The 24,264-nt window shown below is 62.3% G+C and carries 14 protein-coding genes; 2 read left to right on the top strand and 12 right to left on the bottom strand.

The window, feature by feature from the left end:
* Positions 1 to 7 precede the first annotated feature (7 nt).
* The 12 genes from GR198_RS21940 to GR198_RS21995 all read right to left on the bottom strand — a co-directional run bounded on the left by GR198_RS21940 (position 8) and on the right by GR198_RS21995 (position 21,579).
* Positions 8 to 1,639 carry an alpha-D-glucose phosphate-specific phosphoglucomutase gene (locus tag GR198_RS21940; protein WP_029871878.1) on the bottom strand — a complete coding sequence of 544 codons (1,632 nt, stop codon included), beginning with the start codon at positions 1,637 to 1,639 and terminating at the stop codon, positions 8 to 10.
* Positions 1,640 to 1,645: 6 nt separating this feature from the next.
* Positions 1,646 to 3,088, bottom strand: a complete 1,443-nt coding sequence (gene glgA, locus GR198_RS21945; RefSeq protein ID WP_164069584.1) for a glycogen synthase GlgA — start codon at positions 3,086 to 3,088, stop codon at positions 1,646 to 1,648.
* Positions 3,089 to 3,091: 3 nt separating this feature from the next.
* Positions 3,092 to 4,354 carry a glucose-1-phosphate adenylyltransferase gene (gene glgC / locus GR198_RS21950; protein WP_020051642.1) on the bottom strand — a complete coding sequence of 421 codons (1,263 nt, stop codon included), beginning with the start codon at positions 4,352 to 4,354 and terminating at the stop codon, positions 3,092 to 3,094.
* A 19-nt stretch (positions 4,355 to 4,373) separates the two neighbouring features.
* A complete protein-coding gene (gene glgB / locus GR198_RS21955) occupies positions 4,374 to 6,581 on the bottom strand; it encodes a 1,4-alpha-glucan branching protein GlgB (protein WP_164069585.1) in 2,208 nt (735 codons plus the stop codon).
* Positions 6,578 to 9,040 (bottom strand): glycogen/starch/alpha-glucan phosphorylase, encoded by a 2,463-nt coding sequence (locus tag GR198_RS21960; protein WP_164069586.1) that lies wholly within the window; start codon positions 9,038 to 9,040, stop codon positions 6,578 to 6,580. Before GR198_RS21960 ends, glgB begins: the two co-directional genes overlap by 4 nt.
* A gap of 274 nt (positions 9,041 to 9,314) precedes the next feature.
* On the bottom strand, positions 9,315 to 10,511 hold the full coding sequence (locus GR198_RS21965) for a pilus assembly protein (RefSeq protein ID WP_164047489.1): 1,197 nt from the start codon (positions 10,509 to 10,511) through the stop codon (positions 9,315 to 9,317).
* A 115-nt stretch (positions 10,512 to 10,626) separates the two neighbouring features.
* Positions 10,627 to 11,505, bottom strand: a complete 879-nt coding sequence (locus GR198_RS21970) for a transglutaminase family protein (protein ID WP_164024215.1) — start codon at positions 11,503 to 11,505, stop codon at positions 10,627 to 10,629.
* 5 nt (positions 11,506 to 11,510) lie between these two features.
* Positions 11,511 to 13,928 carry a circularly permuted type 2 ATP-grasp protein gene (locus tag GR198_RS21975; protein WP_029871884.1) on the bottom strand — a complete coding sequence of 806 codons (2,418 nt, stop codon included), beginning with the start codon at positions 13,926 to 13,928 and terminating at the stop codon, positions 11,511 to 11,513.
* Positions 13,929 to 13,968: 40 nt separating this feature from the next.
* The gene (locus GR198_RS21980; protein WP_164069587.1) at positions 13,969 to 17,295 is read right to left on the bottom strand and encodes a transglutaminase family protein; all 3,327 of its coding nucleotides are present in this window, start codon (positions 17,293 to 17,295) and stop codon (positions 13,969 to 13,971) included.
* A gap of 160 nt (positions 17,296 to 17,455) precedes the next feature.
* Positions 17,456 to 18,838 carry a sensor histidine kinase gene (locus GR198_RS21985; protein ID WP_029871886.1) on the bottom strand — a complete coding sequence of 461 codons (1,383 nt, stop codon included), beginning with the start codon at positions 18,836 to 18,838 and terminating at the stop codon, positions 17,456 to 17,458.
* Positions 18,835 to 19,512 carry a response regulator gene (locus GR198_RS21990; RefSeq protein ID WP_003542898.1) on the bottom strand — a complete coding sequence of 226 codons (678 nt, stop codon included), beginning with the start codon at positions 19,510 to 19,512 and terminating at the stop codon, positions 18,835 to 18,837. Before GR198_RS21990 ends, GR198_RS21985 begins: the two co-directional genes overlap by 4 nt.
* 198 nt (positions 19,513 to 19,710) lie before the next feature.
* The gene (locus tag GR198_RS21995; protein ID WP_164069588.1) at positions 19,711 to 21,579 is read right to left on the bottom strand and encodes an adenylate/guanylate cyclase domain-containing protein; all 1,869 of its coding nucleotides are present in this window, start codon (positions 21,577 to 21,579) and stop codon (positions 19,711 to 19,713) included.
* A gap of 423 nt (positions 21,580 to 22,002) precedes the next feature.
* Between GR198_RS21995 and GR198_RS22000 the strand changes: the two genes are divergently transcribed.
* Positions 22,003 to 22,872, top strand: coding sequence for an ornithine carbamoyltransferase (locus GR198_RS22000; RefSeq protein ID WP_164069589.1), 870 nt, complete (start codon positions 22,003 to 22,005; stop codon positions 22,870 to 22,872).
* Positions 22,873 to 22,935: 63 nt separating this feature from the next.
* A complete protein-coding gene (locus GR198_RS22005) occupies positions 22,936 to 23,982 on the top strand; it encodes an ABC transporter substrate-binding protein (RefSeq protein ID WP_029871889.1) in 1,047 nt (348 codons plus the stop codon).
* Positions 23,983 to 24,264 lie beyond the last annotated feature (282 nt).

The following is a 24,264-nucleotide window of genomic DNA, read 5'->3' on the forward strand; positions in this document are numbered from 1 at the left end:
CCCCGGATCAGGTGATCACGGTTGGCGCATCGCGTCCCGTGCGTTCACGAATGCTGGCAATGCTTTCGGCGGCGGCGATCAGATCGGCGAGCGCTTCCTGCGTTTCGATGTTGTGGCGAGTCGAATCCGGCTCGTAACGCTCGATATAGACACGCAAGGTTGCGCCAGACGTGCCGGTACCGGACAGGCGGAAGACGACGCGGGAGCCGCCCTCGAAGAGCACACGGACGCCTTGATGCTCGCTCACCGATTTGTCGATCGGATCGTGGTAGGCGAAGTCGTCGGCCTTCTCGACCTTCAGGCTGCCGAAGCTCTTGCCGGGCAGAGTGGGAAGCTGGCTGCGGAGATTGTCCACCAGGCCGTTCGCCGCATCGGTGTCGAGGCCTTCATAATCATGGCGCGAATAATAATTGCGGCCGTAGGTCTGCCAGTGCTGGGTGACGATGTCGGCGACGCTCTCGCCGCGCACGGCAAGAATGTTCAACCATAGCAGCACGGCCCAGAGGCCATCCTTTTCGCGGACGTGGCTGGAGCCCGTGCCGGAGCTTTCCTCACCGCAGATCGTCGCCATGCCGGCGTCGAGCAGGTTGCCGAAGAACTTCCAGCCGGTCGGCGTCTCGTACATGCCGATGCCGCGTTTTTCGGCGACGCGGTCGGCAGCACCCGATGTCGGCATCGAGCGGGCGATGCCGGCAAGGCCGCCGGAATAGCCGGGGGCGAGATTGGCGTTGGCGGCAAGGATCGCCAGGCTGTCGGAAGGCGTGACGAAGATGCCGCGGCCGATGATCAGGTTGCGGTCGCCGTCGCCGTCGGAAGCGGCGCCGAAATCGGGCGCGTCATCGCCCATCATCTCATCGAAGAGTTCCTTGCAGTGCACCGGGTTCGGGTCCGGGTGATGGCCGCCGAAATCCGGCAGCGGCATGAAATTGCGCACCGATCCCGAGGGAGCGCCGAGACGATTTTCGAAGATTTCCTTGGCATAGGGGCCGGTGACGGCGCTCATCCCATCGAAGGCAATGCGGAAGCCGAGGCTGATCAGATTGCGGATGGCGCCGAAATCGAACAGCTCTTCCATCAGCGCGGCATAGTCCTCGACCGGGTCGATAACCGAGAGGATCGTGCCGCCGGGAAGTTCGTCCTTGCCGATGCGGTCGAGATTGACGTCGGCAAAATCGGCGATCTTGTAGCTGTCGATCGTCTTGGACCGCGCATAGATCGCGTCGGTGATCTTTTCCGGTGCCGGGCCGCCATTGTTGATGTTGTATTTGATGCCGAAGTCTTCGGTCGGGCCGCCGGGATTGTGGCTGGCGGAGAGGATGATGCCGCCGAAAGCCTTGTACTTGCGGATGATGTGGGAAGCGGCCGGCGTCGACAGGATACCGCCCTTGCCGACCATGACCTTGCCGAAACCATTGGCCGCGGCCATCTTGACCGCCTTCTGGATGACTTCGCGATTGTAGTAGCGTCCGTCGCCGCCGATGACGAGGCACTTGCCCTGATAGCCTTCCAGCGAATCGAAGATCGACTGGATGAAGTTCTCCGCATAGTTCGGCTGCTGGAAGACCGGAACCTTCTTGCGCAGGCCCGACGTGCCGGGTTTCTGGTCCAGATAGGGCGTGGTGGGGACGGACTTGATCATTTTAGGTCACATGCCTTTCGAGACGAGGCTTGAATAGAGGGCAGCGTAGCGTTCGGCGCTCTTCTCCCAGGAGACATCCGATTTCATGCCCTGCTTTTGCAATTGGGTCCAGAGTTTTCGGTCCTGATAAAAATGCATCGCACGGCGGATTGCCTGTAGCATGCCTGTTTCGGTCACGGGGGCAAATTGTATGCCGGTTGCGACTTTCGCTGCAAGTGCGGCGTGATTGGCGTCGATCACGGTGTCGTTCAAACCGCCGGTGCGGGCGACGATCGGCACGCAGCCGTAACGCAGGCCGTAAAGCTGGGTCAGGCCGCAAGGTTCGAAGCGCGAGGGGATGATGATCGCATCGCAACCGGCCTGCATCAGGTGCGACATCGGCTCGTTATAGCCGATCGAGACGCCGACGCGGCCGGGATGGCGGCTGGCGGAGGCGAGCAGCGCGCCTTCAAGTGCGGCTTCGCCGGAGCCGAGCACGACGAGCTTGCCGCCCATGGCGACGATCTCATCGGCGACGTTGGCAACGATATCCATGCCCTTCTGCCAGGTAAGACGGCTGATGACGCAGAAGATCGGGGCGTCGTCATTGTCGAGACCGAAGAATTCGGCGATCGAGCGCCGGTTCTCCTCGCGGTTCTTCAGCGTCGTCTGGCCATAATGGGTGTGGACGACAGGATCGGTCGCCGGGTTCCAGATATCGGTGTCGATGCCGTTGACGATGCCGTGCAGATCGTCGACGCGGCTGGCGATGACGCCCTCGAGCCCCATGCCGAATTCCGACGTCAGGATCTCATCGGCGTAGGTGGGGCTGACCGTCGTGATCGCATGGGCAGTCTTCAGGCCGCCCTTGAGGAAGCCGACAGTGCCGTAATATTCGATGCTTTCGGTGGTGAAGGCATGGGCAGGCAGGCGCAGGCCGGGAAAGATCTCGGAACCGAACTGGCCCTGAAAGGCGATGTTGTGGATGGTCAGTACGCTCGGCAGTTCCGGCGTCGGGTAATAACGCATATAGACCGACGTCAGCGCCGCCTGCCAGTCGTGGGTATGGACGAGATCCGGCCGCCAGCCGGGCAGCAGGCCGGCGGCGATCTCGGAGGCGGCGAGCGACAGGGCGGCGAAACGACGCCAGTTGTCCGGATAGTCCTTGCCGAGCGGATCGAGATAAGGCCCGCCCGGCCTGTCGTAATAGGCCGGTGCATCGAGGATGAGCAGATCGAGGCCCTCATGCTGGACCTCGAGCACTGTCGCCCGCTCACCGAGCAGGTCGGGGAATTCGAGCCTGACGACGGCGTCGCGAATGACCTTCATGACGGCGGGATAGCCGGGTAGAAGGGTCTTGGTCTCGACCCCGAAGGCTTTCAGAGCAATCGGCAGGGCGCCGGACACATCGGCCAGACCCCCTGTCTTAATCAAAGGGAAGACTTCGGACGAAACCGAAAGAACTTTCATAAGTCAGATATCCAGCTTGTCGATCATCGGTTGCGTGATCAGGCAGATGCCGCTTTCCGTTCGCCGGAAGCGCTTGGCATCGAGCTCGGGATCTTCGCCGACGACCAGGCCTTCCGGAATGACGACACCATGGTCGATCACCACATTCTTGAGCTGAGCGCGTCGCCCGATCTTCACGTTCGGCAGAATGACCGCACCTTCCATCTTGGAGAAGGAATTGGCCCTGACACCGGTGAAGAGCAGGCTGTTGTTGAGCATGGCGCCCGAGATGATGCAGTCGCCTGACACAACGGAGGAGGTGGCCGAGCCACGGCGATCCTCGTCGTCATGGACGAATTTCGCCGGCGGGGTGATCTCGGCATAGGTCCAGATCGGCCAGGACTTGTCGTAGATGTCGAGCTCCGGAACGATCGCCGTCAGGTCGATATTGGCCTGCCAATAGGCGTCGATCGTGCCAACGTCGCGCCAATAGGGCTCGTGCTCGAAATCGGAACGGACGCAGGACTTGGCGAAGCGGTGGGCGACAGCCTTACCGTTCTTGACGATATAGGGGATGATGTCCTTGCCGAAGTCGCGGCTCGAGGTCGGGTCGGCGGCGTCGCGGCGCAGCGCATCGAGCAGGAACTTGGTGTGGAAGACGTAAATGCCCATCGAGGCGAGGGCAAAATCTGGCTTGTCGGGAATGGGCGGCGGATCGGCCGGTTTCTCGACGAAGGCGATGATCTCGTCCTTCTCGTTGACATGCATGACGCCGAAGCCGACCGCTTCCATGCGCGGCACTTCCAGGCAGCCGATGGTGACGTCGGCACCGGAATCGACATGCTGCTGCAGCATCCATTCATAGTCCATCTTATAGACGTGGTCGCCGGCAAGAATGACCATGTATTCGACGCCGTAGTCCTGGATGATATCGATGTTCTGATAGACGGCGTCGGCCGTGCCTTCATACCATTGGGTCTCGGAGACGCGCTGGCTGGCGGGCAGAATATCGAAGCTCTCGTTACGCTCGGGGCGGAAGAAGTTCCAGCCGCGCTGCATGTGGCGGATCAGCGAATGCGCCTTGTATTGCGTGGCGACGCCGATGCGGCGGATGCCGGAATTCAGGGCGTTCGACAGGGCGAAATCGATGATGCGGGCCTTGCCGCCGAAATAGACGGCCGGCTTGGCACGCCGGTCGGTGAGTTCCTTGAGACGGCTTCCCCTACCGCCCGCCAGAACATAAGCCATTGCATCGCGGGCAAGTGGCTGAACGCGCTTTTCTACCATTTTCTCCTCCCACTAGTCACTAATTTTCAGGTTCAAGCATGATTGTCGCCAAGGGCGGCAAGGTGATCGAGCAGGTGATGTTGCCGCCGGCATCGACGGCCTGCACGCGCCCGCCATTGCCCTTGCCGCTGCCGCCGTAGATGTCGGCATCGGTGTTCAGGATTTCCCGCCAGCGCCCTGCGGACGGCAGGCGGATCGAATAATTCTCGCGATAGACAGGGGTGAAATTGGTGATGACGGCGACAGGCTTCTGGCCAGGCGCCTTGCGCAGCCAGGCAAAGACGGAATTCTGGTGGTCGTCGGCGACCAGCCATTCGAAACCTTCGCCCTCGCAGTCACGCTCATGCAGCGCCGGCTTGCTGCGATAGGTGAAATTGAGGTCACGCACCAGGCGCCGCATGCCCTCGTGCATGCGATACTGAAGCAGGTTCCAGTCGAGTGCCTTCTCTTCGCTCCACTCGCTCCACTGGGCGAATTCCTGGCCCATGAACAGCAGCTTCTTGCCGGGATAGCCCCACATATAGGCGTAGTAGGCACGCAGATTGGCGAACTTCTGCCAGTCGTCGCCCGGCATCTTGGCGATCAGCGAGCCTTTTCCGTGCACAACCTCGTCATGTGAGAGCGGCAGGACGAAATTTTCGGAATAGGCGTAGAGCAGGCCGAAGGTGAGTTCGTTGTGATGGTGCCCGCGATAGATGGGATCGCGGCTCATGTAGCTCAGCGTGTCGTGCATGAAGCCCATGTTCCACTTGAAGCCGAAGCCGAGGCCGCCTTCATGGACGGGTTGCGAGACCTTCGGCCAGGAGGTCGATTCCTCGGCGATGGTCATGACGTTGGAATTTTTGCCGTAGATGCGGATGTTGAGATCCTGGAGAAAACGGACCGCTTCGAGGTTCTCGTTGCCGCCATATTCGTTCGGGATCCATTCGCCATGCTTGCGGGAATAATCGAGGTAGAGCATCGAGGCGACGGCATCGACACGCAAACCGTCGAGATGGAATTTTTCGGCCCAGTAGAGCGCGTTGTTGACGAGATAGGAAACGACCTCGGTGCGGCCGAAATTGTAGATCGCCGTGCTCCAGTCCGGGTGGAAGCCCTTGCGCGGGTCTTCGTGCTCGTAGAGTGCCGTGCCGTCGAACCAGCCGAGGCCGTGTTCGTCGGTCGGAAAATGCGCCGGCACCCAGTCGAGGATGACGCCGATGCCGACCTTGTGGCAGCCGTTGACGAAACGGGCAAAACCCTCCGGCTCGCCGAAACGAGCGGTCGGCGCGTAGAGGCCGGTCGTCTGGTAACCCCAGGAGGGGTCGTAGGGGTACTCCGTGATCGGCAGGAATTCGATATGGGTGAAGCCCATATCGGCGCAATAGGGGATGAGGCTGGAGGCGAGCTCGTCCCAGGACAGCATCGTGCCGTCCTGCCGGCGTTGCCAGGAGGCGGCATGCACCTCGTAGATCGAGATCGGCTGGCGGCGCTTGTCGCTCTCGCGCCAGTGCTTCAGATGGGCCTCGTCTTCCCACTCCTGCTCGAGCTCGGCGGCGGTGATCGAGGCGGTCTTCGGTCGCAGCTCGCTGCGCCGTGCAAAAGGATCTGCCTTCAGCGGCAGCAATACGCCGTCCTGGCCGCGGATCTCGAACTTGTAGGCAACGCCGATCGGTACGTCAGGGGCAAAGATTTCCCAGATGCCGCTGTCAGCACGGAAGCGCATCACGTGGCGGCGGCCGTCCCAATTGTTGAAATCACCCACGACCGAGACGCGCTGCGCGTTCGGCGCCCAGACGGCGAAATGGATGCCCTGCGCGCCTTCATGCTTGATGAGGTGGGCGCCCATCTTGTCGAACAGGCGCAGGTGCGAGCCCTCGCGGGCGAAATAATCGTCCATCGGTCCGAGCACCGGACCGAAGCTGTAGGGATCGGTGACTGCCCATTCGGCATCGCCGCGCCGGGCGCGGTAGCGCACCGGCAGGAGTTTGGTGAGGGAAACCGGGCCGGCAAAGAAGCCGTCGGCATGGAGCTGCTTCAGTTCGCCGATGACGCCGCCGTCGAGCGTCATGGCGGTCACCTCCTCCGCGCCCGGGATGAAGCACCGGGCGACGAAAGCGTCGCCGGCCTGGTGCACACCTAGGACGGCAAAGGGATTGGAATGCGAGCCGGCAAGGATTGCCGTGATTTCATCTGCCGAAATTTCCCAGGAAAGCTTTACTTCAGGGACGGTTTTCGGCGTTTTCATCCGGCTCTCCAGATTTCGTCTGCATATTGCCTGATCGTACGGTCGGAAGAGAACCAGCCCATCCGCGCCGTATTGTTGATCGTCTTGGTGTACCAGGCGGACTGGTTGGTCCAGATCTGGTCGACTTCGCGCTGGGCCTGGGCATAGGCGTCGAAGTCGGCCGCGACCATGAACCAGTCATGCGAATAGATGCCGTCGATCAGCGCCGTATAGCGGTTGCGGTCATCGGGCGAGAAGACGCCGGAGCCGATAGCGGCAAGCGCCTGGGCGAGTTCGCGCGATCCCTCGATGATGGCGCGCGGATTGTGGCCATCACTGCGGACCTTCGACACCTCGTCGGCCTTGAGGCCGAAGATGACGATGTTGTCCTCGCCGACATTGTCGCGCATCTCGACATTGGCGCCATCGAGCGTGCCGATCGTCAGCGCGCCGTTCAGGCCGAACTTCATGTTGCCGGTGCCGGATGCTTCCATGCCGGCGGTCGAGATCTGCTCCGAGAGGTCGGCGGCCGGAACCATGACTTCGGCGAGAGAGACATTGTAGTTCGGGACGAAGACGATCTTCAGCAGGCCGCGTACCGACGGGTCGTTGTTGATCGTTCGGGAGACATCGTTGATCAGCTTGATGATGAGCTTGGCATTGTAATAACTCGGCGCCGCCTTGCCGGCGAAGAGTTTCACGCGCGGCACCCAGTCGAGCTCGGGATGCGAGCGGATCTGGTCGTAGAGCGCGACGGCCTCGATGATATTCAGCAGCTGGCGCTTGTATTCGTGGATGCGCTTGATCTGGATGTCGAACATCGCCGATGGATCGAGCTTCACGCCCATGCGGCTGGCGACGAGGTTGGAGAGTGCCACCTTGTTGGCGCGCTTTATCGCTGCGAATTTCTGCTGGAAAGCCGGATCGGAGGAATGCACGTCGAGCGCACGCAGCTTCTCGGCATCATCGAGGAATTCGTCGCCGATCGCTTCGCGGATCAGGCCGGTGAGACCGGGATTACACTGCTGCAGCCAGCGGCGCGGCGTGATGCCGTTGGTCTTGTTGTTGATGCGGTCGGGATAGAGTTTGTGCAGATCGGCGAAGACCGTGACCTTCATCAGGTCGGTGTGCAGGGCCGAGACGCCGTTGATCGAATGCGAGCCGACGAAAGCGAGGTTGCCCATGCGCACGCGGCGGTCGCCGCTTTCATCGATCAGCGAGATCGAGCGGATTTCCCCATCGGAGAAGTTCTTGCCCTTGCGAGCGTCGATCAGGATCTTGGCATTGATCGCATAGATGATCTGCATGTGGCGGGGCAGCAGACGCTCGAACAGCGGCACCGCCCAGCTTTCCAGCGCTTCGGGCAGAAGCGTGTGGTTGGTGTAGGAGAAGGTGCGGCGGGTGATGTCCCAGGCCTGGTCGAAATCCATCCCGTGTACGTCACAGAGCAGACGCACGAGTTCGGCGACCGAGACGGCGGGGTGAGTGTCGTTCAGCTGGATCGCCACCTTGTCCGGCAGCGAAGTGAAATCGTCATATTGCTGCAGATGGCGGCGCAGGATGTCCTGCAGCGAGGCCGACGAGAAGAAGAATTCCTGGCGCAGGCGCAGTTCCTGGCCGGCCGGGGTGGCGTCGGCAGGATAGAGAACCCGGGTCAGGCTTTCGGCCTTGTTGCTTTCGCGCAGCGCGCCAATGTGGTCGCCGGCGTTGAAGGCATCGAGCAGGATCGGATCGATCGGCTGCGCCGACCAGAGGCGCAGCGTGTTGACGCGCTTGCCGCGCCAGCCGACGGCCGGCGTGTCGAAGGCGGCGGCGATGACGCGCTCGGCCGGTTTCCAGACGTAGCGCGGCTGGTCGTCATGGGTGGTAATGAATTCGACGGCACCGCCGAAGCCGATTTCATAGGCGCTTTCGCGGCGCTCGAATTCCCAGGGATTGCCGTGGGCGAGCCAGTTTTCCGGCAGTTCCACCTGCCAGCCGTCGGCCAACTGCTGGCGGAAGAGACCGTGGACATAGCGGATGCCGTAGCCATAGGCCGGAACCTCGACCGTCGCCATGCTCTCCATGAAACAGGCAGCCAATCGGCCGAGGCCGCCGTTGCCGAGTGCGGCATCCGGCTCCAGGCCGGCAATGACGTTGACGTCGACGCCGAGCGAGGCGAGCGCATCGCGCACCTCCTCCATCAGGCCGAGGTTCGAGATGGCGTCGCGCATCAGGCGGCCGATCAGGAATTCGAGAGAAAGATAATAGACGCGCTTGGCACCGGTCGCATAAACCTCGCGGGTGGAAGCCATCCACTTGTCGATGATGCGGTCGCGCACCACCAGGATCGTCGCGGTCAGCCAGTCATGCGGCTTTGCCACCTTGGCATCCTTGCCGATGCGGTAGGTCAGACGTTCGATAATTTCTTCAGCGAGAATTTCCGGCCTTGAACTGCGAGGGGCGGGGGAGGGGATGATCGGCTTGGAAACAGGGTTCATCGTCAGGTCTCGCCAATTTTAATTTGGTTTCAGGATGTTATGCCTGATTCAATCAATTTGTCGCTTGCGCCGACGACAGTTTATGCATCGTTACTAAGCACTTGCAACAAAGGATTTGGACAAACAAAAAATTTGCGAAACCTTCATATTCACGCGGGTCGAGGGGGTTGATTTCAATCGCTTTTCCCGATCAGATGGACGGAGCGAGGATAACGAAAAGCCGCTCCGGTTGTTCCGGAGCGGCTTTTCGTTTCCCGTTTCTCTGGATGTTTTATCAGTTCGTCAAACGCGTCGCCTGATTGGATGCCTTCATGCCGATTTCCTTGAAAGCCTTCAGGAGCGCCGTCATGTCGCCAGCGGGAAAGTAGTTGCCCGGTGCTGTCGCGCAATAACTCAGCAGTGCCTGGCCACGCGCCGGCGCCATAAAGGCAATCGTGTAGACCTGCATCTTGTCCTCGCGGGCCTTGTCGCACCACGTCTTCGTCTCGGTATCGGCGGAGGTATAGTTATTGTCTCCGTCCGTCATGAAGACGATATATTTTGTCGGAGCCTGTCCCGTCTTGTCCACGTGCGCCTTGTTTTCAGCCGCGTCGGCTAGCTTGTTGTAGGCCGTTTTAAATGCTTCGCCCGAATCCGTACCGTCGGTTGCCGTCAGCTTGTTGACGTATTTGGTGACGTGGGCTGTCCCCCAATCCAGCGCTTTCGCTTTCTGCATCTGGATATTGTAGGAAACTGCACCCGTGCGGACATATTCCTTTCCGGGATCGACTGCGTCGAGTTCGCCTGTCAGCGTGCCGACGGCAAGCTTCAGGGCTTCGATCTTGGTGTAGTAGTGAGGACGCGTGCCGGTGCAGGTCTTCTTGGTGACGTTGCCGTACCTGTCTTTTTCGCTGCAATCGTAATCGTATTCTTCCGTGGGATCGGACGCGTTGACCGTCGCGGTGACTTCGCCCATCGAACCGGACCGGTCGAGGACGAGGAACATGGAGACGGAGCCTTGGGTTTGCGAGTTGCCGCTAGATGTCGTGCTCGATGTCGAAATGTTCTGCGTCCTGAAGCCGACCGCCTGCATCAACGGATTGACCGCGATGTCGTAGTTGGGTGAAACCGTCACTTGATAGGATGTCGACTTTCCCGACGTCGTTGTCCGGACATCGACGCCTGTCGCGCTCTTGATATCGACGCTGCTCTGCATGTAATTCGCCATTTGCCCGGCGACGAAATCCCGCGCGAAGGCTTCGGCCTGCGAGGTTTGGATTGTGCCGTTTGCCAAGGCGGTCGCGGTTGCCAGCGCGGCCGAATCGGCGGCTTCCTGCAACTGCTGTTTCGAAAGCAATATATCGCCCACCTGGATCGCCATGCCGGCGGCACCAAAAAGGACGGGCAGTACGATCGCCGTCATTATACCGAAATTACCGCCACGGTCGCCAAGCATGCGACGCAAGCAGGGATGCAAAAAGGAGGTGCTCATCATGTTCACCCGTATAGGAGGCCCTGTGAGGTGATATATGCACGCTTCTCCTTTCCGCCGTCCTTACGGCGTCAATAGAATTTTAACGAATCGCCGGATTTTTCCAGTTTTGGGATTATTTCAGCGGGATCACATCGACCGCCTGGACGGCGCGCTGGCCGCCATAGCTTTTCAATACGCCGATGACGGGAACGACGTCGGAATAGTCCCGGCCATAGGCGACGACGATGTGGTCCGTGCCGGCGGGGATGTCGTTGGTCGGGTCGAGCTCGATCCAGCCATTCGTCTCACCGCACCAGATCCTGACCCAGGCATGCATGGCGTCCGCGCCTTCCAGCCGTTCCTTGCCGGGCGGCGGGATAGTGCGCAGGAAACCGGAGACGTAGCCGGCCGGAATGCCGAGGCTTCTAAGCGCCAGGATCATGATGTGGGTGAAATCCTGGCAGACGCCGCGCTTCAATCTGAACGCCTCGGTCGGCGTCGTGTCCACCGTCGTCGCGTCGGGGTCGTAGGTGAAATCCTTGTTGATGCGGGTACAGAGCGCATGGGCGATCTGCAGCGCCGTCAGATCAGGCGTCGCATAGCTTCGCGCATAGTCGGCGATCTCGCGCGCTTGGGTCAGGCGTGGGCTGTCGCCAAGGAAATGGTGCGGCGAATCCGGCGCCAGCGACCAGATGCCGGCGACCTCCTCCGGCAGGTCGGCAAGCAGCGGCGAGAAATCGGCGGCGATCGGCTGGCTTTCCACCTGCACGCGGGCCTGCATGCGAATGTCGAGCGTCTCGTGCGGCGCGCGTAGCAGGAAGGAGGTGGTGGGATGATGGAAGAAATCGACGAAATGCGACTGCTCGTCCGGCGTCGGCGAGATGGTGATCGAGCCGGCGACCAGGCGCTGTCGATTGGTCAGCGACAGCGGCATCAGGCGCATGACGTGGCGGGCGCCGGAGGCCGGCACGTCGTAGATGTAACCCATGTGGAGCGAGAGATCGTAGAGCATCGTCGTCACCCGAGATAAGTCTGGGCGAGCAGATCGGAAAGCTGTTCCAATTCGCGTTCGAGCCGTTGATAGACCTCGACCCCCATGCCCTCCGGCGTCATCACCGCCAGGCCGGAATGGAGCCGCATCGCCTCGCGGTAGAAGGGCGACATCTGGCCGTTGATCAGGGCGTTCGGCAGCTGCTCGACCTCGTGGTGGATCTCGTTCACCTGGAAGAGGACCGAGCGGGGGTTCAGGGGGTCGAGCGCCAAGAGGTCGGTGACGGTCAACCGCGCCGTGTTGACGTTGTAGCGGCGGCGGTGGGTCATGACGCTGTCGCCGATCTCGAGCAGCATGTCGAGCGCGCCGTCGGGCGCGTCCGGGCCGGACATATGGCCGAGCAGGCGCGTCATGTGCAGGCCGCGCTCGATATAGCGGCCGAGCGAGAGGAAGCGCCAGCCGGTGAAGCGATACATGTTCTCGTGCACGAGGCCGGCGAAGCCCGCAAGCTTGCGCAGAAGGATGGTCATCGCATGGCTGGCGTCGTCGCCGGCAGCGACGGTGACGTGGAAGCGGCGGGCGGTCTTGGCGAGATCGTTGAGTGCCAGCCAGCCGTCCGGCGAGAAACGGTCACGGATATTGCTCGCCGAATAAACGGCGCTGTCGATGTTGCGCAGCAGTGTTTCCGGCACGGCCTCGGCGGTATCGATATCGACGGCTGTGAGATACTCGGAGACGTCGGCGAGCAGCGGCTGGCTCGGATCGGCAGCTTCGGCGTAACGCGCGTGCCAGGCGCGCAGGATGCGTAGCGCCCCTTCGGCACGTTCGATGTAACGGCCGAGCCAGAACAGATTGTCGGCTGCCCGGCTTGGCAGGCTGCCCGGCATGTTGCGGGTAAAGCTGCCCTCGGCCGGCAGCAGCGTGTGGCGCTCGACCGGCTTGTCGCTGACGATCCAGACGTCGGCGGCCGCTCCGCCCGACTGCATGGCGATCGCCGCGACATCGGCGCCGGAGCCGATGCGGGCAAAACCGCCGGGCATGATCTGCCAGCCGTTTGCCGTGCGGGCGGCGAAAACGCGCAGTGACATCGGCCGCGGCACGAGCTTGCCGTCCACCCAGGCGGGCGTCGTAGACAGCGTGACGACCTCCTGGCCGACCAGTTTCGGGCCGTCCGAACTCAGCCAGTCGGTGATGGAATCCTTGGCGGCCGCACGCAGCGACGAGCCGAGTACGGACTCGCCGTTGTCGTCGAAGAAGGGTGCCCGGGAATAGGCCGGGCCGATCACCATCTTCTCGATGTTCTTTGCGACGTGCTCGCGCTCTTCCTTCTGACCGCACCACCAGGTGGCGATCGAGGGCAGTTGCAGATCCTTCCCCAGCAGACGGTGGCAGATGGTCGGCATGAAGGCCAGAAGCGCCCGGGTTTCGAGAACGCCGGTGCCGAGCGCATTGACGATGGTGACGCTTTCGGCGCGCAGCGCTTCCACCAGGCCGGGCGTGCCGATATGCGAATTCTGGTTCAACTCCAGCGGGTCGGCAAAGGCCGAATCGAGACGGCGCCAGAGCACGCCGATCGGCTTCAGGCCGGCGACGGTTCGGACCATGACGCGGCCCTTGACGACGGTCAGGTCCTCGCCCTCGAGCAGCATGAGGCCGAGATAGCGGGCGATATAGGCGTGCTCGTAGTAGGTCTCGTTGGCGGGGCCGGGCGTCAGCACGGCAATGCGGTCGTCGCCCGAATGTTTCATGCCCTGAAGTGCGTCGCGGAAGGCGCCGAAGAAGGAGGCGAGGCGGTGGACCGGGGTTTCGGCGTAGATATCCGAGAAGGCCCGGGTCGTCGCGACGCGGCTTTCCAGCGCGAAACCGGCGCCTGACGGCGCCTGCGTCCTGTCGGCCAGCACCCACCAGTTGCCGTCAGGTCCGCGGCCGATCTCGAAGGCGCAGAAATGCAGATAATGCCCGGAGCCCGGCCGGATGCCGGCGAGCGGGCGCTGGAATTCCGGATTGGCGGCCATCAGCGCCGGCGGCAGGACCCCTTCCTCCACCAGCCGGTTGTCGCCGTAGATATCGGCAACGATCGCCTCCAGCAGATCGGCACGCTGGACGAGGCCCGCCGACAGCGTCTTCCATTCGCGCTCGTCGATCAGCACCGGGATATGCGAAATCGGCCAAGCGCGTTCGCCGGTGCCCTTGCTGCCATAGGCGCGGTAGAAGACGCCGGCATCGCGCAGGTAGCGGTCGGCGCGGGCAAAACGCTCGGTGAGATCCTTTTCCGGCATCGCGCTCAGATGCGAGAGAAAACGCTGCCAGACCGGGCGGACCGCGCCTTTGTTGTCGACCATCTCGTCAGCGGTGCCGGGAAGCGGCGCATAGTCGAAGGCCACACCCTTGCCGATGCGGTCCTCTGCCTCTCCCCTGCGCTCCGCTGCCGGCCTCTTACCCATCAAAACTGAAACCCTAACCCCCCGGCCCTAACCTTCGGCCTTAAATTCCGGCGGGCCGCCGCAGATCCAGCGTCAGCGGGAATTCCGGCGAACCCGTCTCGACGCGCGGAATGTATCCGCCCGCCGTATGCCCCCACGGCTCGAAGCGGGTGAGTCGTCTTGCTTCCGCCTCGTTACCGTTGACCGGGAAAGTGTCATAGGTCCGGCCACCCGGATGGGCAACATGATAGATGCAGCCGCCGATCGAACGCTTCGACCATGTATCATAAATGTCGAAAGTCAAAGGCGTGTTGATCGGCAGGACGGGATGCAGACCGGAGGACGGTTGCCACGCCTTGTAACGGACGCCGGCGACCGACACGCCGGCGGTGCCGGTCGGCGTTAGCGGCAGGGTGCGGCCATTGCAGGTGACGGTGTAACGCGCGGTATTGCTGGTTTCGAGCCGCACCTGAAGGCGTTCGACGGAGCTGTCGACGTAGCGGGCGGTGCCGCCCGGCGCGCCTTCCTCGCCCATGACGTGCCATGGCTCCAGCGCCTGGCGCAGTTCCAGCTTCGAGCCCTCGTATTCGACTTCGCCGCAGAAGGGGAAGCGGAATTCGAGCTGGGCCTTGAACCATTCCGGGCTGACGTCGAAGCCGTTTTGGCGAAGGTCGGCAAGCACGTCGAGGAAGTCGGCCCAGACGAAATGCGGCAGCATGAAACGGTCGTGCAGGGTCGTGCCCCAGCGGACGAATTTGCCGTCGACCGGGTTGACCCAGAAGCGGGCGATCAGCGCGCGCACCAGCAATTGCTGGGCAAGCGACATGCGCGCATTCGGCGGCATCTCGAAGCCGCGGAACTCGATGAGGCCGAGCCGTCCGGTCGGGCCGTCCGGCGAGAACAGCTTGTCGATGCAGATCTCGGCGCGGTGGGTGTTGCCGGTGACGTCGGTCAAAAGGTTGCGGAACAGGCGGTCGACGAGCCAGGGCAGCGGCTGCTGGCCACGGCCGGGGGCGCCGACCTGCGCCATGGCGATCTCCAGCTCGTAGAGGCTGTCGTGACGAGCCTCGTCGATGCGCGGCGCCTGGCTGGTCGGGCCGATGAACATGCCGGAGAAGAGGTAGGAGAGCGAGGGATGACGCTGCCAGTGGAGGATCACGCTCTTCAAGAGATCGGGACGGCGCAGGAAGGGGCTGTTGTTCGGATTGGCCGCGCCTACGACGACATGGTTGCCGCCGCCGGTGCCGGTATGGCGACCGTCGATCATGAACTTGTCGGCACCGAGCCGGGTGGTGCGCGCCTCCTCGTAGATCGCCGTTGTGATGTCGACGCAGTCCTTCCAGTTCGAGGCCGGATGAATGTTGACCTCGATGACACCGGGATCCGGGGCGACGCGGATGACGTTGATGCGCTCGTCCTGCGGCGGCGGGTAACCTTCGATATGGACGGGAAGCTTGAGCTCGGCGGCGGCGTTTTCGGCAGCGGCGATCAGCTCGAGATAATCCTCGATGCGCTCGACCGGCGGCATGAAGACGCAGAGCCTGCCGTCGCGCGGCTCGACCGACATGGCGGTGCGCACGGCACCGCGGAGCTCGCCGAGCGTCTGTTCGATCCGGCCGCGATTGCTCTCGTCGGCATGGAAGGAGGCTTCCGGCATGGCCCGGCCGGCCGGTACGAAGACATCAGGCAGCGGTTCGCGCGGGATCGTCGGATCGGCCGGGTGGATATAGGGATAACGCGCCGGGGGAACATAGGGCAGCGTGCCGAGCGGCAGGCGGTAACCGATCGGACTGTCGCCCGGGACGAGGAAGATCTTGCCGCGGCGGGTGCGCCATTTCTCGCTGACCCAGACTCGGCTTTCCGCTGCCTTGGCATTCCATGCTTGGACCGGAAGGATGTAACCAGTCGCGGTCGTGAGGCCGCGGGCGAAGACGCGGGCGATGCGGTTGCGTTCCTCAGGATCCTTCAGCTTCGAATTCGCCGGATCGACATTTTCGGGAAGGTTGCCTTCCTTGATGATCCAGTCGGCCGGATCTTCATAGGCCGGCTGCACCATGTCAGGCTTGATCGCCAGTTCCTTAGCGATCGCCGTCAGGAGCTTTTCGGCATCCTCGGCGGTGACGCCGGTATCCTTGCCTTCGGCGGCGACCAGATCGAGGTTCTGCCAGACCGGCTTGCCGTCGCGGCGCCAGTAGAGCGAGAAGGTCCAGCGCGGCAGACTTTCGCCCGGATACCATTTGCCCTGGCCATAATGCAGGAAACCGCCGGGGGCGAAGCGTTCTTGCAGCTTGCGGATCAGGATGTCGGCCTTTTCGCGCTTGGTCGGGCCGACGGCGGCGGTGTTCCACTCCTCGGACTGGAAATCGTCGATCGAAACGAAGGTCGGTTCGCCGCCCATCGTCAGATGCACGTCCTCGGCTTCGAGGATACGATCGACCTTCTCGCCGAGTTCGTTGAGCTCCTCCCAGCTTTCATCGGAGAAGGGCTTGGTGATGCGCGGGTGCTCGGCGACGCGCGAGACCTTCATGTCGAAGGCGAATTCGGTTTCGGCCTCGCCGAAATAACCGCCCGAGATCGGAGCGGCGTTGCGATAATGTGGCGTGGCGGCAAGCGGGATGTGGCTTTCGCCGGTCAGCAGGCCAGAAGTCGGATCGAGGCCGACCCAGCCGGCGCCGGGCAGATAGACCTCAGCCCAGGCGTGCAGGTCGGTGAAATCGACTTCGGTGCCGGAGGGACCGTCGAGCGCCTTCAGGTCCGGCGTCAGCTGAATGAGGTAGCCGGAGACGAAGCGGGCGGCGAGGCCGAGATGGCGAAGGATCTGGACGAGCAGCCAGCTGGTGTCGCGGCAGGAGCCCTTGGCGGTTTCCAGCGTCTCCTCCGGCGTCTGCACGCCGGTTTCCATGCGGATGACATAGCCGATCTGCCGCTGCAAGCGGGCATTCAGGCCGACGATCATATCGACTGTCGGCTGGTCGGGCGACCAGTCGAGCGTCGGCAGCAGCGCCTTGAGGCGCGGACCAGCCGGCTCCGGCGTCATATAGATCGACAGATCCTCCTGGATCGTTTCAGGGTATCCGAAGGGCCACTTGGTGGCCTCTTCCTCGACGAAGAAGTCGAAGGGATTGTAGACCGTCATGTCGGCGACGAGATCGACCTCGATCTTGAATTCGGTCACCGGGTCCGGAAAGACGTAGCGGGCAAGGTAATTGCCATAAGGGTCTTGCTGCAGATTGACGAAATGGTTGGAGGGCGTGACCTTCAGCGAGTGGCTGAGCACCCGTGTCTTCGAATGCGAGGCCGGTTTCAGCCGGATGATCTGTGGGCCGAGTCGGACCGGCTTGTCATAGGTGTAATGCGTCAGATGATAGATGCTGGCTTTGATCGACATATTTCTCTTTTTATCCGGCTCGCATCATCGTGCGGCTTGCTGTTCCCGGAAATCAGTGTGTGCAATGCAGCGAAAGAAAGCAAGGCGGAAAGGTCTACAGCGCCGCACGTCTTTTCAGACGCGCAAAGGACGCTGTAGCATTTTGAATTGCAGCGGGCTCTTACGCCGCCTTGGCAAAGGTGACGGCCGCCTTCAGGCCTTTGCCATCCGCGCCCGGCTCCAGCGTCAGGTCGGCGTTGAAAAGATTGGCGATTTCTTCGACGATCGGCAGGCCGAGACCGGCACCGGGCGCACCGGACTCATTGCCGCGCGAAAAGCGCCGGCGCACCGCCTCCAGCTTCTCGGGCGGGATGCCGGGACCGTTGTCCTCGACTTCGAGGCGGATCGTCTCTGACGCGGCAATGATACGGACGGTGACCTCAGCTCCCTTGCCGGCATAGGCGATGGCATTGCCGGCAAGGTTGCGCAGCATTTCGCCGATCAGCAGCGGCTCGGCGCGGACCATCGCCGGGCTCTCGCCCTCGAAGCCGAGATCGATGCCGGCGACGGCGGCCGTCGGGATCTGCTCGCCGGTGATTTCCTGGGCGATGGCGGCGAGATCGATGGCGGAAGCGGTCAGCGCCTCCTTGGCGGTGGCAGCGTCGATCTTGGCCATCAGCAGAAGCTGGGCAAGGATGCGCTCGGCATGCGCTACCGCCTGGTCGCCCTTCAGTGCTGCCGCCTGCGCCTCATCGAGCGAGCCGGCCCGGGCGGAAAGGGCGAGCTGGGTGCGGATGATCGCAAGCGGGGTGCGCAGCTGATGGCTGGCATTGCCGGTGAAATGGCGGAGCGCATCCAGCGCCGATTGCAGGCGGACCATGAAGGAATTCACCGTGTCGACCAGCGGCTCGACCTCGCTCGGCACGGTCTGCTTGATCGGATGCAGGTCATCGGGGCTGCGTTCGCCGATGGCGTCGCCGAGCTTGTAGAGCGGGCGAAGAGCCACCGTGACCGAGATCCAGACGATGACGGCCGCGCCCGCGATCATGAAGGCGAGACGGAGTGCGGATCGGACGAGGATCGCCTGCGCCAACTGCCGGCGGGCGATGGTGGTTTCGGCGACCGTCACCACGAAGGGCACCGAGCGGATGCCCGTCGAGGCAGAGCGTTCGAGTGTAGCGATGCGGATCGGTTCGCCGCGGAAGCTATCGTCGGCGAAGGCGGCGGCATCGCCCGGCGTCTTCTTGAGGACAGGCAGGGACTGGTAGCCGGTGATGAATTGGCCCGGCGGGCCGTCAACGCGGTAGAAGACGCGATCCTGCGCGGCCGAGGTCAGCATCTCAAGTGCGACATAGGGGATATCGACCTGTAGCGTGCCGTCCTCGGCGACGACGACGCGTTCGGCGATCGCCAGCGCGGAACCGGCGAGGACGCGGTCGGAGACGATGTTGGAGGTCTGGACCGCCTCGCGATAGGTATCGGCGAGGGCCAGCGTGCCGATGACGGCGGTGGAGACGAGCAACCAGAAGAGCAGCCGGCGCCTGAGGGAATAGGCGGCTTTCATGAGGCCTCGGGCAGCTTGTCGAGATAATAGCCGATGCCGCGGGCGGTCTTGACGGTCAGGCCGTGCGGCGACAGGCGCTTACGCAGGCGGCTGACATATTGCTCGATGGCGTTTGCGGAAATGTCGTCGTCGAAGGCCGTCAGCGATTGAATGATCGCCTCCTTTGCGACGACCTTGCCGGCCCGCATGAAGAGGATTTCGAGCAGGCCCAGCTCGCGGGCGGGAATATCGAGCGGCGTTGCGCCTGATGAAAAGGTGCGGGAATTGAGATCGAAGGAGATGCCGCCGAAGCCGACGGTCGCCGAGCGCAGCCCGGCCTGGCGGCGCAGCAGCACGCGTACGCGGGCCTCGAATTCGGCGATATCGAAGGGCTTGATCAGATAATCGTCAGCGCCGAGATCGAGCCCCTTCACCCGCTCTTCCGGCGTGCCGCGCGCGGTCAGGATGAGGACGGCCGCCTGGTTCTGCCGGGCGCGCATGGCGCGCAGCACGTCGAGACCGTCCATCTCTGGCAGGTTGAGGTCGAGGATCACCAGATCGAAATTTTCCGCTGCGATGACCGCATTGGCAGACGCCCCGTCATGGACGACATCGACGGCATGGCCCGTGCCGCGCAAGATCGCCGACAGGCCGTCTGCCAACGCGATATTGTCTTCGGTGAGCAGGATGCGCACGGATGTTTCCCCTGTTTTTCAAGGGAGATTACAGAGATGAAGCAGGGATGTCACAGCGATTTTCAAGGTTACAGCGCCGCGCGTCCTTCAGACGCGCAAAGGACGCTGTAACACTTTCAATCTACGCATCGTGCTTTCCGAAAATCGATTCCGATTTTCGGGCCGATGCGCCAGTGAACGGCCGGGAAAAGCTCGACCTCAGCTCCCGGTTCTTTCGACCCGCTCGCGCTGCATCATTGCGGCGGTGAGCAGCTTCCGGAAGCGGGGATCGTCGCGGATGTTGTCGAGATCGGAATCATTGTCGAACCATTTGATATGGTAGACGGAGCTGTTCGGCAGCAGCTTCTCCAGCAGATCGATCGCCTGATCGACGTCGCCGAGGACGGAGTAGACGCAGGCGAGATTATACTGCGCGACGATGTCGTCGGGATCGATGGCGATCGCACGGGCCGCCCAGTCGCGTGCCCTTGCCGCGTCGCCGAGATGGGCAAGCGCCAGCGCGCCGCGATGGGCGGGGCCTGAATTTTCCGGGTTGACGTTCAAGGCCCGTTCGGCGCGCAGCAGGCCGAGGCGCGCCCAGTTTTCCGTATCCAGCACCCGGCCGAGCGAGCGGTAGGCCGACATCAGATGGATCGGCGAGACGTAATCATCAGGGCGGATTGCGGCGGCGCGGGTGAAATATTGCACGGATTCGGCGAAGTTGCCGTGCATGAAGAAGAACCGGGCATAGTGGAAATTCGCCTCGAAGAGGTTCGGGTCGAGCGCCAGGGCACGTTCGAAGGCCGCCGCCGCCCTGGCGTCATAGCCGCTCTGATGCAGGGCGAGACCATGGGAGGCGTGGGCCTCGGGAAGGTCAGGATCAAGCGCCAGGGCGCGGGCGCTCATCTCGAGGATGCGCCTCAGCGGCACGTCATCAGGCGCCCAGTCACGGATCGCCGCGTCGCAATCGGCGATGCCAGCATAGGCGCGGGCATACTCCGGATCGAGCTCCACCGCCTTGCAGAACATGCGCCTTGCGAGCTCTAGATAGGATTTGGTCCAGGTGTGGGAGAGCTGGCGGCCCCTGAGATAATAGGTATAGGCCTCGACATTGGCGGTCGGCTCAGTCGCGATCGCCTTCTTCTCTTCCGGCAGCAGGCGCACCTTCAACTGGCCGACGATCGCATGGGTGATCTCGTCCTGGATGGCGAAGATGTCGGTCATGTCGCGGTCGTAACGCTCGGCCCAGAGATGGTCGCCATTGGCGGTGTCGATCAGCTGGCCGGAAATGCGCACGCGATTGCCGACGATGCGCACACTTCCCTCGAGCACGTAGCGAACGCCAAGCTCCTGGGCGAGCCGCTTCACCTTCACCGATATGCCCTTGTAGGTGAAAATGGTGTTGCGCGGCACGACGTGCAGGCTGGAGATCTTGGAGAGATCGGTGATGATGTCTTCGGTGATGCCGTCGGAGAAATAATCCTGATCAGCATCGCCGCTCATATTGGTGAAGGGCAGCACCGCGATGAAGCAGGTATTGCGGTTCTGCGCGACCAATCTGGCGGAGGAAGGCGGCGCCAAGCTGACGGTATAGACCTGAACGGGCTGCCTGATGTTCTTCAGCATATGTTCGCCGATGAATTCGAAGCCGAGATTGAGGCGCGAACCGACCTGGTCGCGCACCGAGGCCGACACGGCGATGCCGCCCGGCGCTGCGATGCGCTCGAGCCTGGCGGCGAGATTGACCCCATCTCCGAATATGTCGCCGTTCTCGACCACGACGTCGCCGAGATTGATGCCGATACGAAATTCGACGCGCTCGTCCTTGGGCACGTTCTCGTTACGGGCCGCCATGCTGCGCTGGATTTCGGCGGCGCAGGCGACCGCATTCACCACGCTCTGGAATTCGGCAAGGATGCCGTCGCCGGTGAGTTTGACGATCCGGCCCTTGTAATCCGAAATACGAATGTCGACCAGCTCGCAGCGATGGCGGTTCAGCGCCTGCAACGTGCCGGATTCATCGATGCCCATCAGTCGGCTGTAGCCGACGACGTCTGCAGCAAGAATAGCGCTCAGTCGTCGTTCCATGACCCCTCCCATGGATCTTCCCAGTTTAGTCTAGCTTTTTATAGAGTTTTTGTCGCGTAGAGTCGTCCCCCGAATAATAAATTCGGGCGGTCTCGACGTTTTTAACACGGAAGCGCGACCATATGACGTCGTCGATCTTCATCAATACTCTAAACGGGTGAAGGACGGAGCCAATCCCTAATCCTTTGTGATGAAAAGACAATTCACATCGGAGAGAACGGAGTGTTCTGCTTTGCTCGATGCTTTTGGCATCGTCATCATAAAACCGATTGCAGATCGATTTAAGGCTCGAGCCGGACCCAGGGGCACGGCCTGGAAGACGAATCGCGAGGGTATGCAATGCGATTCGCGGTTGCTTCGGCGGTTGCCGTGAGGCCAGCGAAGGGTATTGTGGCGACGTTTCCTGCCTGACGGAGATTTTGGATGACAGGTTCGGCCCGGAGTTTTCTGGAGTTTCATGATATTCCGGAGGCCGGGCTTCGGTCGATCATCACTCGCGCCGGAGAGCTCGCCGAAGCCTGGGATGAGCGTGCGATGCCGCAGAGCCTTGCGGGAAAGCGCGTCGCGCTGATTGTCGACGACGGCGGCTGGCGCAATACGACCGCCTTCGATCTCGGCATCCAGGCGATGGGTGGTATCTGCGTGCATGTGCCGATCGGCTTCAATACCAGGGAGGAAACCGGCGATCTCTCGGGTTATCTCGGCAACTGGTTCGACATGCTGGTGATCCGCACGAAGGAGTTTGCGACATTGAAGGCGGTGGCGGCAGCCTCGCCGGTGCCCGTCGTCAATGCGCGGACACGCTCCAACCATCCCTGCGAGACGCTCGGCGACCTTGCCTATATCAACAGCCGGCGCGGCTCGATCGACGGATTGAAGGTCGTTGGCGTGGCGGCGGACACAAATATCCTCCGCTCCTGGGCCGAAGCGTCGATCGCATTGCCGATCGAGGTGGTGCAGGTCTATCCCGAACGCTGGCACATCAGCGACGCCGCGTTGCTCAATGGACGCTTCCGCGTGAGCACCGATATGGGCGAGCTATCGAATGCCGACGTCGTCATCACCGATTCATGGCCGGGCGATGCCGCCTCGGACGCGCTCGCCGGCTATAGGATCGGGACCGATGTGCTCGATCGTTTGCGGGAGGATGCGATCTTCCTGCCGTGCCCGCCGGTTACGCGCGGCCAGGAGGTGACGGCGGGGGCGATGGAACACCCGCTCTGCCGGAGCCGCGCCGCCAAGGCCTTTCTGCTGCATGCGCAGAATGCGCTGATGGAGTGGGTCGCTGTCTAGTCCGGCGCCCTTGCTCCTCTGGGTGCGCTCAGGCATTGTTGCTGCATGAGGAAAGTTTTCATCTTGCTGCTGGCGTTCTGGCCGGGCTTTGCGCTAGCCGATCAGGCCTTCTATCCGGCAAAATCGGGCAATGCCGATGCGCCGGTGCTGACGGTTTATTCCTCGCTCGACGAGCCCCTGGCGCAGCCGATGATCCGGGGTTTCCTGGACGCCAATCCCGATATCGCAGTCAAATATGAGGACATGCTGACCGGCGACATCTACGACCGGATCGTCCGGGAGACGGATGACGGCAAGAAGACGGCGGATTTCGCCTTCTCCTCGGCGATGGACCTGCAGGTGAAGCTTTCCAACGACGGATATGCACAGGTCAGCAACCTGCCGATGAGTGCTGCATGGCCGAAATGGGCGAACTGGCGCAACACCGCCTATGCGCTCACCTTCGAGCCGGCGGTGTTCGTCTATCACAAGCCGAGCTTTGCGCATGAGCCGGTGCCGAGTTCGCGGGCTGAATTCGTCGACTATCTGAAGCGCAAGGGCAACGAGGTCTATGGGCGGATCGGCACCTACGACATCGAGCGTTCCGGCGTCGGCTTTCTTTTCATGGCGCGCGACCAGGAGCAGTTCGGCGATATCTGGTCGGTGATCGGGGCGATGGGGGCTGCCGGCGTCAAGCTTTATTCGACGAGTTCGGCGATCCTCGAACGCGTTGCCGACGGGCGCTTCGTGCTCGGCTACAATATTCTCGGCTCCTATGCGGCCGATTGGGCCTCGCGCTATCCCGATGTCGGCATCGTGCTGCCGAAGGATTATACCGTGGTGATGTCGCGGATCGGGCTGGTGCCGCAGGCCGCCGCCGAGCCGGAGCTTGGTCGGCGTTACCTCACCTTCTTCATGTCGAGGGAAGGGCAGACGATCATGGCGCGCGAGCTGCAGATCCCGGCCGTCAGCCCCGAGGTGGCAGGGGAGAATACCGCCAATACGCTGCAGGAACTGCTCGGCGCCCAACTGCGACCGGTGCCGGTCAGCCCCGGGCTGATGGTCTATCTCGACCAGGTGAAACGGGCGCGGCTGATTGCGCACTGGAATGAGGTTCTGCGGACGCAGTGAAGGCGTCAGCTTTCAGCCGGTTCACCCTCCTTGCAGAGCTTTGGATCGCTCCGCCTGTAGCTCTCGCCAGATGAGGCTCGCGGCCATACTTCGTGGCCGCTGGAAGTACTGGTCATCCGGCAGCGAAGAACCGGGATTTAGATCCGCGCCTGCCAATTACGGCAAAAAAGTGTCGTCTCCTTCTGGATATCTCGCCGATGTCAGCTAAATGACAGGTTGTTGTGGTCGCTTTGGCTACTTCTTCTCCGTGGAGGCGGAGAGTTGAAGCCTTGGGAGGTATTC

The organism is Rhizobium leguminosarum (assembly GCF_010668065.1).
GTDB classification, from domain to species: domain Bacteria; phylum Pseudomonadota; class Alphaproteobacteria; order Rhizobiales; family Rhizobiaceae; genus Rhizobium; species Rhizobium leguminosarum_S.

Bases quoted from the DNA above. Each gene is read 5' to 3' on its own strand.
- GR198_RS21940 (WP_029871878.1), bottom strand. From the start codon at position 1,639: ATGATCAAGTCCGTCCCCACCACGCCCTATCTGGACCAGAAACCCGGC.
- glgA (WP_164069584.1), bottom strand. From the start codon at position 3,088: ATGAAAGTTCTTTCGGTTTCGTCCGAAGTCTTCCCTTTGATTAAGACA.
- glgC (WP_020051642.1), bottom strand. From the start codon at position 4,354: ATGGTAGAAAAGCGCGTTCAGCCACTTGCCCGCGATGCAATGGCTTAT.
- glgB (WP_164069585.1), bottom strand. From the start codon at position 6,581: ATGAAAACGCCGAAAACCGTCCCTGAAGTAAAGCTTTCCTGGGAAATT.
- GR198_RS21960 (WP_164069586.1), bottom strand. From the start codon at position 9,040: ATGAACCCTGTTTCCAAGCCGATCATCCCCTCCCCCGCCCCTCGCAGT.
- GR198_RS21965 (WP_164047489.1), bottom strand. From the start codon at position 10,511: ATGAGCACCTCCTTTTTGCATCCCTGCTTGCGTCGCATGCTTGGCGAC.
- GR198_RS21970 (WP_164024215.1), bottom strand. From the start codon at position 11,505: ATGCTCTACGATCTCTCGCTCCACATGGGTTACATCTACGACGTGCCG.
- GR198_RS21975 (WP_029871884.1), bottom strand. From the start codon at position 13,928: ATGGGTAAGAGGCCGGCAGCGGAGCGCAGGGGAGAGGCAGAGGACCGC.
- GR198_RS21980 (WP_164069587.1), bottom strand. From the start codon at position 17,295: ATGTCGATCAAAGCCAGCATCTATCATCTGACGCATTACACCTATGAC.
- GR198_RS21985 (WP_029871886.1), bottom strand. From the start codon at position 18,838: ATGAAAGCCGCCTATTCCCTCAGGCGCCGGCTGCTCTTCTGGTTGCTC.
- GR198_RS21995 (WP_164069588.1), bottom strand. From the start codon at position 21,579: ATGGAACGACGACTGAGCGCTATTCTTGCTGCAGACGTCGTCGGCTAC.
- GR198_RS22000 (WP_164069589.1), top strand. From the start codon at position 22,003: ATGACAGGTTCGGCCCGGAGTTTTCTGGAGTTTCATGATATTCCGGAG.